The following is an 11,332-nucleotide window of genomic DNA, read 5'->3' as shown; positions in this document are numbered from 1 at the left end:
ACGCCGCCTTGCCCGACGGACGCGTGCTGTCGGGCTTTTTTATTCTATTCCCGCCAGACGCAGCAGCGCCGTCACCACCGCCGCCGCAACGATCACTACAATTAACGGCATCTTCCGCCAGGCCAAAAACACCGCAAACGCCACGCCCAGCACCCGCGCCATCCCGGCGAAATGTTCGCCTTCATAAAATGTGGTCGCCAGCGCCACCGAAAACAGCAATACCGTTGCCGCATCTGACAGCAGCGCCTGTGAACGCTCTGACAATGCCAGCCTGCTGCCCAGTTTTGCCCCGCCGAGGCGCATCAAATACGTTCCCGCAGACAGGATCGCGATGCCGAGAATAAAGACCGTCATGTTTTCCATTATTTTTTCCTCGCGGCAAGGCCCAGTAAGGAGAGCAGCACCGGCAGGCCCACTGGGGCAAACGGCACGGCGGCCAGCGACAGCACTGCGCCGCTGCAGGCGCGGATTAGCGTGGTGCGGTTTTTAAACGCAGGCACCACTAACGCCAGCAAAATGGCGGGAAATACCGCATCCAGCCCAATGGTTTCCGGGTCTGGCAGCAGTTTGCCGACCATGGCACCCAGCAGCGCGCCCAGCGGCCAGATGATTGCCACGCCCAAACCGCACAGCCAGTAGGCCGCTTTACGCTGTTCTGGGGTTTTCTGCGACAGGCCGAACACTACGCTTTCATCGTTCATGATGTGGCAGCCCAAAAAGCTCAGGCCGCGCTTACCCACCAGTTCACGCACCGTCACGCCAAAGGGAACATGGCGTGCGTTCACCAGTAATCCGGCTGCCGCTGCGGCCAGCGGGTTACCACCGCTCGCCACGATGCCGATAAACATAAATTCCGATGCGCCCGCCAGCACGGTAAGGGAGAGCACAAACGGCACCCACAGCGGGAAACCGTAGGCCATCGCCAGCGAGCCGTAGGACATCCCGACCACGCCCACCGCGAGGCAAACCAGGATGATTGCTTTGATCGTGTCGCCTTTCAGGCAGGAGAGATGATGCTTCATACAATTTTAGCCATATCGAACGTGTATCCATTATAATGAACGCAACAGAAACGTTTTTCAAGGCGAACGATTCGTTCGATTTATAGAACAAAAAGGGCCGTTTTATGACGCAGCCAATCAGCGTGATCGCCAAAAGCCTGGTGCGAGAACGCCTGCGAACCGGGCTTTCACTGGCGGAAATTGCCCGTCGTGCCGGGATCGCCAAATCCACGCTTTCCCAACTGGAGTCCGGTAACGGTAACCCGAGCCTGGAGACGCTGTGGTCGCTTTGCGTGGCGCTGGATATCCCTTTCGCCCGCCTGCTGGAACCACAGCAGACGACAACACAGGTCATCCGCCGTGGAGAGGGAACGAAGGTCGTTGCCGGGCAGGCTAACTATGAAGCTATTTTGCTGGCGGCGTGTCCGCCGGGCGCGCGGCGCGACATCTATCTGCTGCTCACCCAGCCGGGCGCAGACCGTATATCCCAGCCGCATCCGCCGGGGTCCGTTGAACATATTATTGTGACGCAGGGGCGCGCGTTAGTCGGCCTGATCGACGCAGCGGAAGAACTCGGCCCGGGGGATTACATCTGTTATCCCGCCGATCTGCCGCATATCTTTAAGGCGCTGGAGCCAGATACGCACGCGCTGCTGGTGGCGGAACAGAACTAACAGAGATACGGAAACTCATGTCGCTTAAAGCCATTGCCAAAGAACTGGGGTTGTCAGTCACCACCGTCAGCCGCGCACTCAACGGATATGACGACGTCTCCGCCGAGACGCGCGCCCGCGTGGAAGCAGAGGCGCAGCGCCGTGGCTACCGACCTAACACCTTCGCCCGCCGCCTCAAGATGGGCAAAATTGACGCTGTCGGGCTGGTGTTCCCCGTGCATCCCGTTCCGCTCAATAATAGCGTTTTTATGGACATGGTCGGCGAAATTAGCCACGAACTGGCGCGACATGAGATCGATTTACTGCTGATTGCCGATGATGATTTGGCCGATAAGCACAGCTATATGCGCATGGTGCAGAGCCGCCGCGTGGATGCGCTGATCGTAGCGCACACGCTGGACCACGATCCGCGTCTTGAGCAGCTTCAGGCCGCCAGTTTTCCTTTCCTGGCGCTCGGGCGCAGCCACCTCCCGCAGCCGTACGCGTGGTTTGACTTCGACAACTACGCCGGTACGCATCAGGCTACCCGCTGGCTGATCGAGAAAGGCCATCAGCGCATCGCGTTGCTCGGTGAAAGCAACAATCAGGCGTTTATTACCCAGCGTCGTCAGGGCTTTCTCGATGCCCTGCGAGAAGCCGGGCTTTCCAGCGAATGGCTGCGCGCCATGCCGCCGTCGCGCCGCGTGGGGTATGCCACCACCAAAGAGCTTCTCGCTCTGCCGCAGCCGCCCACGGCCATCATTACCGACTGCAATACTCACGGCGACGGCGCGGCGATGGCGCTGGCGCAGATGGGGCGCTTATCCGGCGACAACGCCGTCTCGCTGGTGGTCTACGACGGCCTGCCGCAGGACAGCATTGTCGATATCGACGTAGCGTCGGTCATTCAGTCCACCCGTCAGGGCGTCGGAAAACAGATTGCCGATATGGTGCGCCAGCTGATTAACGGCGACGATATCGAGCAGCTTCAGGTGCTCTGGCAGCCTGAATTCTCTCCGGGCCAGACGGCCTAAACCCACTAAAATTCCAAACCCGATCACAGATCCGAAACGTTTTGGTTTGTATCCGAAACGTTTCGGATCAACACTCAGGACATCCCGACGACAGGAGATGTCTGATGCAAGATTCCATTTTTCGACTCGAAAGCAATACGGTAGACGTGGTGGTTAAAACCCACCCGTTCGCCGAAATTCTCTACTGGGGGCCGCACCTTCAGCACTTTTCGCCGCACGATGTGCTGAGCATTGCGCGCCCGGTGGCGAACGGCAGGCTGGATGTCGACTCCCCGGTCACACTGATGGCGGAGCTGGGGCACGGCCTGTTTGGCTCGCCGGGCATTGAGGGGCATCGCCAGGGGCTGGACGGCTCCCCGGTGTTCAAAACTACGCAGGTGCAGCAGGCGTTAAACACCCTGACGATTACCGCAGAAGATGAACATGCGGGTCTGCGCCTGACCAGCGAGCTGGCGCTGGATGCCAGCGGCGTGCTGGTGGTGCGTCATGGTCTGACCAATCTGAAAGCGCTGCCGTGGCAGGTGGACCGTTTCGCCGTCACGCTGCCGGTGGCCGAGCGCGCGCAGGAGGTGATGGCCTTCCACGGACGCTGGATCAGAGAATTTCAGCCGCACCGCGTAAAGCTTGAACACGACAGCTTCGTGATTGAAAACCGCCGGGGTAAAACCTCCCACGAGCACTTCCCGGCGCTGATTGCCGGTACGTCGTCGTTTAGCGAAATGCAGGGTGACGTCTGGGGCGTGCATCTGGGCTGGAGCGGCAACCATCGCCTGCGCGCGGAAGCGAAAACCGATGGTCGTCGCTACCTGCAGGCCGAAGCGCTCTACCTGTCGGGAGAGATGGCGGTTGAAGAGGGTGACACGCTTTGGACGCCGCGCCTGTATGCCAGCTACTCCCCGCGGGGCCTAAACGGCATGAGCCAGCAGTTCCATCGCTATCTGCGCGATAAGGTTATCCGCTTCCCGGAAAACAAACCGCGCCCGGTGCACCTCAATACCTGGGAAGGGATTTACTTCAACCACGACCCGGACTACATCATGCGCATGGCCGACGAGGCCGCGGCGCTTGGGGTGGAACGCTTTATTATCGACGACGGCTGGTTCAAAGGCCGCAACGACGACCATGCCGCGCTGGGCGACTGGTATCTGGACGAAAAAAAATACCCGAACGGCCTGACGCCGGTGATCGACCACGTCAAACGGCTCGGCATGGAGTTTGGCATCTGGGTAGAGCCGGAGATGATCAACCCGGATTCCGATTTGTACCGCGCGCACCCTGACTGGGTGCTGGCGCTGCCGGGCTACGATCAGGCGACCGGGCGTCATCAGCTGGTGCTCAATCTGAACATCCCGGAAGCCTTTGATTACCTCGTGGAGCGCATGAGCTGGCTGCTGGGCGAGCACGCGGTCGATTACGTGAAATGGGACATGAACCGTGAGCTGGTGCAGCCGGGACACAAGGGTAAAGCCGCCGCCGACGCGCAGACCCGCGAGTTTTACCGCCTTCTGGACGTGCTGGGTGAGCGCTTCCCGCACATTGAGTTTGAATCCTGCTCGTCGGGCGGCGGGCGTATTGATTACGAAGTGCTGACCCGCAGCCACCGCTTCTGGGCGTCCGACAACAACGACGCCCTGGAGCGCAGCACCATCCAGCGCGGCATGAGCTACTTCTTCCCGCCGGAGGTGATGGGCGCGCATATCGGTCATCATAAATGCCACGCCACCTTCCGCCAGCATAGCATCCTGTTTCGCGGGCTGACGGCCCTGTTTGGCCATATGGGGCTGGAGCTGGATCCGCTCACCGTCGATGAAGATGAACGCGAAGGCTATCGGCACTACGCCGCGCTGCACAAGCAGTGGCGCGAAGTGATCCACCATGGTACCCAGTGGCGTATTGATATGCCGGACGCTACCACCCTGGCACAGGGTATTGTGAGCAAAGACAAAGCGCAGGGGCTGTTTATGGTCAGCCAGCTTGCGATGCCGGATTACACCCTGATGATGCCGCTGCGCATGCCGGGGTTAGACGCTAGCGCGCAGTACCGCATCACGCTGCTCGATCACCCGAACATCCAGATTACGGGTGAGGGTGGACACACCATGCGCAAGCTGCCTTCGTGGATGGAAGCGCCGCAAACGGTGAGCGGCGAGTGGCTGATGCAGGCGGGTATTGCGCTGCCGATTCTGGACCCGGAGACCGCCATTTTGATTGGCGTCGAACGCGTGTAAGGTTGAAGGGCCGGGCAGCCGGCCCTCCGTTGAGGATAAAAATAATGAACACAACAACCTGTACCCACAAAGACAACCCTAACTTCTGGATCTTCGGGCTGTTCTTCTTTCTCTACTTCTTCATCATGGCCACCTGCTTTCCGTTCCTGCCGATCTGGCTGTCGGACATCATCGGCCTGAATAAAACCCATACCGGGATTGTCTTCTCCTGCATCTCGCTGTCGGCCATCGCCTTCCAGCCGGTGCTGGGCGTAATTTCGGACAAGCTTGGGCTGAAAAAACACCTGCTGTGGATCATCGCGGTGCTGCTGTTCCTGTTCGCGCCATTCTTCCTGTACGTCTTCGCGCCGCTGCTGAAAACCAATATCTGGCTGGGCGCGCTGAGCGGCGGGCTGTATATCGGCTTTGTCTTCTCGGCGGGATCGGGGGCAATTGAGGCCTACATCGAGCGCGTGAGCCGCAACAGCTTCTTCGAATACGGCAAGGCGCGCATGTTCGGCTGTCTCGGCTGGGGGCTGTGCGCCTCAACGGGCGGCATCCTTTTTGGCATCGATCCGTCGTACGTTTTCTGGATGGGCTCGGGAGCAGCGCTGTTGCTGATGCTGCTGCTGGTCGTTGCGAAGCCGAAGCCCAACCAGACGGCGCAGGTAATGAACGCCCTGGGCGCAAACCAGCCGCAGATCACTGCCAAAACCGTGTTCAACCTGTTCCGCCAGCGCAGAATGTGGATGTTCATTCTGTACGTGATTGGCGTGGCCTGCGTGTATGACGTTTTCGACCAGCAGTTTGCCACCTTCTTTAAAACCTTCTTCGCCACGCCGCAGGAAGGCACCCGCGCCTTTGGCTTTGCCACCACGGCGGGGGAAATCTGTAACGCCATCATCATGTTCTGCTCGCCGTGGATCATTAACCGCATCGGCGCGAAAAACACGCTGCTGATCGCCGGGGTGATTATGGCGACGCGCATTATCGGCTCGTCGTTCGCCACCACCGCCGTGGAGGTGATTGCCCTCAAGATGCTGCACGCGCTGGAGGTCCCGTTCCTGCTGGTGGGTGCATTCAAGTACATTACGGGCGTGTTTGATACGCGGCTTTCGGCCACCATCTACCTGATTGGCTTCCAGTTTGCCAAACAGTCGGCGGCGATTTTTCTCTCCGCCTTTGCCGGGAATATGTATGACCGGATCGGCTTCCAGGATACGTACCTGATGCTGGGCTGCTTCGTGCTGGCGATTACGGTGGTGTCGGCGTTTACGCTGAGTGGCAGGCGGGAGATTGCTGCCGCCTCGGGGGCAGCAGCGTTAACACATCAGTCCAGGTAAAACACCTCTTCCAGCTCCGCACTCACCGGGCTGTTATCCGGGTTAGACGGCATAACGTCACCCATATGCTTCCACCAGCGCTGGCAGACGTCGGTATTCGCTACCGCGTTCCAGCGCTCCTCCGATTCAATCTCCACGGTTGCAAACAGTAGGTTGCGGGCTTTGTCGAGATAGATGGCGTAGTGGTGCGCGCCGTGGGCTTTCAGCACCGCTTCCAGCTCGGGCCAGATAGGGTTGTGGCGGCGCGCGTACTCCTCGTGCGCGTCCTGATTTACCTGCATCACAAAGGCTTTGCGGATCATAGGGCCTCCAGATAGAGCTCGCGAACTTCCTCACGGCTGGCGGGGCGCGGATTACATGGCGCACAGGGATCGGCGAGGGCTTTATCCAGCCAGCCTTCGATATCGGCTTTAGTCACTCCGAACTGGCTGAAGCCTGCAGGGATACCGACGCGAGCGCTCAGGTCGCGAATCGCCTGAATGGCGGACATGCTGGCCGCGTCATCACTCATGCCGCGGGTATCTACGCCCATCGCCTGCGCCACGCGGGCGAAGCGGACGACCGCGTTCGGACGGTTAAAGTTTTCGATGATCGGCAGCAGGATGGCGTTGCACACGCCGTGCGGCAGGTTGTGCGTCGCGCCCGGCTGGTGAGCCAAAGCATGCACAAGGCCAAGGCCCGCACTGTTAAACGCCATGCCCGCCAGATACTGACCAAACGCCATCTGCTCACGCGCTTCAAGGTGATGACCGTCCTCGACCGCTTTCGGCAGCCACAGGTTGATCAGGCGAATCGCTTCCAGCGCGTTGGCATCTGTGAGCGGGTGCGCGCCGACGGACACGTAGGCTTCGATGGCGTGAGTTAGCGCATCCATACCGGTCGCAGCGGTCACGGAGGCGGGAATATCGAGCATCACGCTGGCATCGTCCACGGCGATATCCGGGATGATGTTCGGATCGATGATCACCTCTTTCACCTGCCGCGCGGAGTCGATGATCACCGCGTTGCTGGTCATCTCCGCCGCCGTGCCTGCGGTGGTGTTGATCGCCACCAGCGGCACGCCCGCGTTTTTCACTTTGCCGACGCCGGAGTAATCGGTTGACGGACCGGGATTGGCGGTGAGGATTTTGATCGCCTTGGCGGTATCAATCGGGCTGCCGCCGCCGAAGGCAATCACGTAATCACACTCCGCGTCCTGATATGCCGCATAGCCTTTCTGCACCAGCGCCTCCGTCGGGTTCGGGAACACTTCATCGAACAGGTGATACGACATCTGATGGGCGTCCAGCGCGTTAAACAGGCTGTCGAGCAGGCCGAGTTTTACCAGCTGACCGTCGGTGACAACCAGCGCCTTTCCCCACTGCTTGCTCGCCACCAGGTTGACCATATCGCCGATTGCGCCCGCGCCGTGCAGGCTGATTTTTGGAAGCGCCAACATAAAGCTCATGATAATTCTCCTTAATTACTGTGATTTTTATGCCCGGCGGCGCTGCGCTTGCGCGGGCCTACGGTTAAGTAGGCCGGGTAAACGCAGTGCCACCCGGCTATGAGATCCGTCTTCGCTGCATTACCCGGCGGGTAATAATCGGCAGCGAAATCACCACGATCAGCATCGCGCCGATAATCACCGACATCACGATGCCGGGCACGTTGAGCAGGCTCAGGCCAAAGGTCACCAGTCCCATCAGGAAGGCGGCGATAATCACGCCCACCATGCTGCCGGACCCGCCGAGAATATTGACGCCGCCGAGCACCGCCATCGTTACCACTGCCAGCTCCCAGCCCATCGCAATCGTCGGACGGGTGCTGCCCAGGCGCGAGGTGAGCAGCACCGACGCCAGGCCGGACATCAGCCCCACCAGCGCGAACAGGATCAGGTTGTGGCGCTTAACGTTGATGCCGGAATACCACGCGCCGGTCGGGTTATTGCCGATGGCGTAGGTGCGGCGGCCAAAGTTGGTGCGGTGCAGCACAAAGGCAAACACCGCGGCCAGCACGATAAACAGCGCGAACTCAAACGACAGCGCGCCCCAGACGTAGCCCTGGCCGAACCAGGCGAAGCTCTCCGGGTAGCTGTTCAGCGCCTTATCGCCGAGCAGGATGTAGGTGATCCCGCGGTACAGGCTCATGGTGCCGATGGTGATAACGATGGACGACAGGTTGAAGCGCGTCACCAGAATGCCGTTGAACAGTCCGCACAGCAGCCCCACGCCCAGCCCGACGCAGACCAGCAGCGGCGTATCCACGCCCGCCGCCGCGCAGAAGCCCATCACCGTGGAGCTAAGCGCAATGGTGGATGCCACCGACAGGTCAATTTCCCGGGCGATAATCAGCATCGCCATCGGCAACACGATGATCGCTTTTTCGGTGAAGTTGAACGTCGCGTCGGAGAGATTCCAGACATTGAGGAAGTAGGGCGAGGCCAGCGCGTTCACCACGAATACCGCCAGCGTCACCGCCAGCAGGAAGCCTTCCCAGCACAGCAGGCGCTGGAAAATGCCCGGCACAGCAGGCACGTTTTTGATCTCTTCAGAGGCCATCATTTTGCTCATGATTTCACCGCCAGTTTCTGACGTGCCAGCGCCGCGTCGCGCAGAATCAGCCGTCCTTTACGCCTGTTGCTGCGTTCGTTCAGCAGCACCGCAATGACGATCACCGTGCCGGAAATTGCCATTTGCCAGAACGGGGAGACGCCGATCACCGGCAGGGCGTTGTTTATCACGCCGAGGAACAGCGCGCCGAACAGGCAGCCGAGTACGCGCCCGGTGCCTCCCATGGTGCTGATGCCGCCAATCACGCAGGCGGCGACCACCTGCAGCTCAAAGCCGTTCGCCACGTCGACATAGGCCACGGCGAAACGGGAAATCCACAGATACCCGCAAAACCCGGCCAACAGCCCGGAGAGGCAGAAGCTGACAAACTGCATTTTCCCGGCGTTGATCCCGGTGTAGTACGCCGCCGTAGCGTTGCCGCCCGCGGTATACAGCGCCCGTCCTGTACGGCTGTAGCGCAGGAAGTAACCCACCAGCAGCAGCGCGGCGACGGCGCACCAGCTCAGCACCGGCAGGCCCAGCACGGAGGCGCGCGGCAGGCCGAGGAAGTCCGCGCCCATCTGGTTGGCGTTCACCCAGCCGCCGCCGGAGAGCAAAAAGATAATCCCGCGGTAGATGCTCATGGTGCCGAGCGTTACCACAATCGCCGGAATGCCCAGCTTCCACACCAGCAGGCCGTTAATCGCGCCCATCAGCAGCCCGAGCGCGCTGGCGAGGATCAGCAGTGCCCAGACCGGCACGTCCGGATAATGGACGTTAATCAGGGCGACAATCATCCCGGTCAGCGCCAGATTGGCCGCCATCGACAGGTCGATACCTTTGGTGAGCAGCACCATCATCTGCCCGAGCGCGAGGACGATCAGAATGGAAGTGTCGTTAAACATCTCAACCAGGTTACCCGGTGTGATAAACGACGGCACGCGGCTGCCGATGGCGATGACCATCAGCACAATCACCGCGCCCAGCAGGGCTTCGCGGTGTTTTAACAGCGAGTTAAGCATTATGCCGCCTCCTGTTTTGCACCGCTGGCGGCGCTGACGATGGTTTCCGCCGTCGCGTCACCCGCCCGGTATTCGGCCACCATCAGCCCTTCGTGCATCACGATAATGCGGTCCGCCATGCCCATCACTTCCGGCAGTTCGGAGGAGACCATAATCACCGCCAGCCCCTGGCCGACCAGCTCGGACATAAATTGATGAACGGCTGCCTTTGAGCCGATATCGATGCCTTTTGTCGGCTCATCGAGGATGATCACGTCAGGATGCGTTGCCAGCCACTTACCGATAACCACCTTTTGCTGGTTGCCGCCGGAGAGGGTATCCACCGCCTGTTTCCAGCTAAAGGCTTTCACCTGCAGGCGTTTGGCGTATTCATCCGCCAGCCGCCATTCGCGGTCGTCGTGCAGCACGCCGTTCGGGTTGAGCTTGCCAAGCTGCGGCAGGCTGATGTTTTGGGCAATCGACAGTTCGATAATCGCGCCCTGCTTCTGCCGCTCTTCCGGCACGCAGACGATACCGGCTTTGATCGCATCCGCAGGTTGGTGGAAGCGCCGGGCCTGACCGTTAAGAATAATTTCGCCTGACGATGGCCGCGTGACGCCGGAAAGCGCTTGCATCAGCTCGGTACGCCCGGCGCCCACCAGCCCATAGAAGCCGAGGATTTCCCCTTTACGCAGGGAGAAGGAGATATTGGCGAACTCGGTCGGGTGGCAGAGATTTTTTACCTCCAGCACCGTCTCGCCTTTTTCACACGCCACCTTCGGGAAGGTCTGGGTGATGGCGCGCCCGACCATCATCGATACCATCCGCTCTTCGGTTATCGCACTCATCGCGCCTTCTCCGACGAACACGCCGTCGCGCAAAATGGTGTAGTGATCTGCAAGTTCGAAGATTTCGTCGAACTTGTGGGAGATAAACAGGATGGCCTTGCCCTCCTGCTTCAGGCGCTCAACGATTTGGTAAAACTCAAGGATTTCGTGCTGCGACAGCGCCGCTGTAGGTTCATCCAGGATAACCACCTGCGCCTCAAACGACAGGGCGCGGGCGATGGCGACCATGTGGCGCTGGGCGATGCTCAGGGTTTTCAGCGTCGCGCGCGGGTCGATTTGCACTTCAAGGCGGGTGAGGATCGCCTGCGCCCGGCGGTGCATCTCCGGCCAGTCGAGCGTTTTCAGAACGCCTTTGTAGAGGTACTGCCCGACAAAGATATTTTCGGTGACCGAAAGTTCATCGAACAGGACGGTTTCCTGATGAATAGCGGTGATGCCGATCTTATGCGCCGAGTCCGGCGTCGGGAGGTGAACGGGGATCGCTTTGTAGAGGATCTCGCCCTCGTCGGGCTGGTAAATGCCGGTCATCACTTTGACCAGCGTCGACTTACCCGCGCCGTTTTCGCCGATAAGCGCCGTCACTTTGCCGGGCCAGAGCGCAAGCTGCACGTTCTCAAGGGCACGCACGCCGGGGAACACCTTGGTGATGCCAGAAAGCTGTAGCAATGGGGTCATGATAGTTCTCCGTAGTATTCCCTCTCCCTGTGGGAGAGG

General features: G+C 60.1%; 11 protein-coding genes. 4 read left to right on the top strand and 7 right to left on the bottom strand.

Translation table 11 applies throughout. The features are described 5' to 3' along the window. Positions 1–39: 39 nt before the first annotated feature. Positions 40–363, bottom strand: coding sequence for an AzlD domain-containing protein (locus tag ACOQH0_RS22735; protein WP_421511251.1), 324 nt, complete (start codon positions 361–363; stop codon positions 40–42). After that, positions 363–1,022, bottom strand: a complete 660-nt coding sequence (locus ACOQH0_RS22730; RefSeq protein WP_010436869.1) for an AzlC family ABC transporter permease — start codon at positions 1,020–1,022, stop codon at positions 363–365. The genes ACOQH0_RS22735 and ACOQH0_RS22730 overlap by 1 nt, the downstream gene beginning before the upstream one ends. A gap of 104 nt (positions 1,023–1,126) precedes the next feature. On the opposite strand from ACOQH0_RS22730, the gene ACOQH0_RS22725 reads away from it, so the two are divergent. The 4 genes from ACOQH0_RS22725 to ACOQH0_RS22710 all read left to right on the top strand — a co-directional run bounded on the left by ACOQH0_RS22725 (position 1,127) and on the right by ACOQH0_RS22710 (position 6,238). After that, positions 1,127–1,675: a helix-turn-helix domain-containing protein gene (locus ACOQH0_RS22725; RefSeq protein WP_010436871.1), complete on the top strand. Its 549-nt coding sequence runs from the start codon at positions 1,127–1,129 to the stop codon at positions 1,673–1,675. Positions 1,676–1,692: 17 nt separating this feature from the next. Next, the gene (locus tag ACOQH0_RS22720; protein WP_421511250.1) at positions 1,693–2,688 is read left to right on the top strand and encodes a LacI family DNA-binding transcriptional regulator; all 996 of its coding nucleotides are present in this window, start codon (positions 1,693–1,695) and stop codon (positions 2,686–2,688) included. 104 nt (positions 2,689–2,792) lie between these two features. Continuing rightward, on the top strand, positions 2,793–4,916 hold the full coding sequence (locus tag ACOQH0_RS22715; RefSeq protein ID WP_421511249.1) for an alpha-galactosidase: 2,124 nt from the start codon (positions 2,793–2,795) through the stop codon (positions 4,914–4,916). A 44-nt stretch (positions 4,917–4,960) separates the two neighbouring features. Then, positions 4,961–6,238 carry an MFS transporter gene (locus tag ACOQH0_RS22710; RefSeq protein ID WP_421511248.1) on the top strand — a complete coding sequence of 426 codons (1,278 nt, stop codon included), beginning with the start codon at positions 4,961–4,963 and terminating at the stop codon, positions 6,236–6,238. Here the strand turns inward: ACOQH0_RS22710 and rhaM are convergent. The 5 genes from rhaM to ACOQH0_RS22685 all read right to left on the bottom strand — a co-directional run bounded on the left by rhaM (position 6,226) and on the right by ACOQH0_RS22685 (position 11,293). Next, complete coding sequence (rhaM, locus tag ACOQH0_RS22705) at positions 6,226–6,540, bottom strand: L-rhamnose mutarotase (RefSeq protein ID WP_421511247.1); 315 nt, start codon at positions 6,538–6,540, stop codon at positions 6,226–6,228. The two genes, ACOQH0_RS22710 and rhaM, sit on opposite strands and share 13 nt — an antisense overlap. Next, entirely contained in the window at positions 6,537–7,685 is a 1,149-nt protein-coding gene (gene fucO / locus ACOQH0_RS22700; protein WP_421511246.1) for a lactaldehyde reductase, read from the bottom strand. Before fucO ends, rhaM begins: the two co-directional genes overlap by 4 nt. Before the next feature lie 97 nt (positions 7,686–7,782). Further along, entirely contained in the window at positions 7,783–8,790 is a 1,008-nt protein-coding gene (locus ACOQH0_RS22695) for an ABC transporter permease (protein ID WP_211450084.1), read from the bottom strand. Continuing rightward, positions 8,787–9,791, bottom strand: a complete 1,005-nt coding sequence (locus tag ACOQH0_RS22690; protein WP_042716417.1) for an ABC transporter permease — start codon at positions 9,789–9,791, stop codon at positions 8,787–8,789. The genes ACOQH0_RS22695 and ACOQH0_RS22690 overlap by 4 nt, the downstream gene beginning before the upstream one ends. Then, positions 9,791–11,293: a sugar ABC transporter ATP-binding protein gene (locus ACOQH0_RS22685; RefSeq protein ID WP_421511245.1), complete on the bottom strand. Its 1,503-nt coding sequence runs from the start codon at positions 11,291–11,293 to the stop codon at positions 9,791–9,793. Before ACOQH0_RS22685 ends, ACOQH0_RS22690 begins: the two co-directional genes overlap by 1 nt. Positions 11,294–11,332: the final 39 nt, after the last annotated feature.

It is taken from the genome of Enterobacter sp. JS8-1, assembly GCF_049187015.1.
Classification (GTDB): Bacteria; Pseudomonadota; Gammaproteobacteria; order Enterobacterales; family Enterobacteriaceae; genus Enterobacter; species Enterobacter mori.
This window is presented reverse-complemented; position numbering and strand designations above follow the sequence as displayed.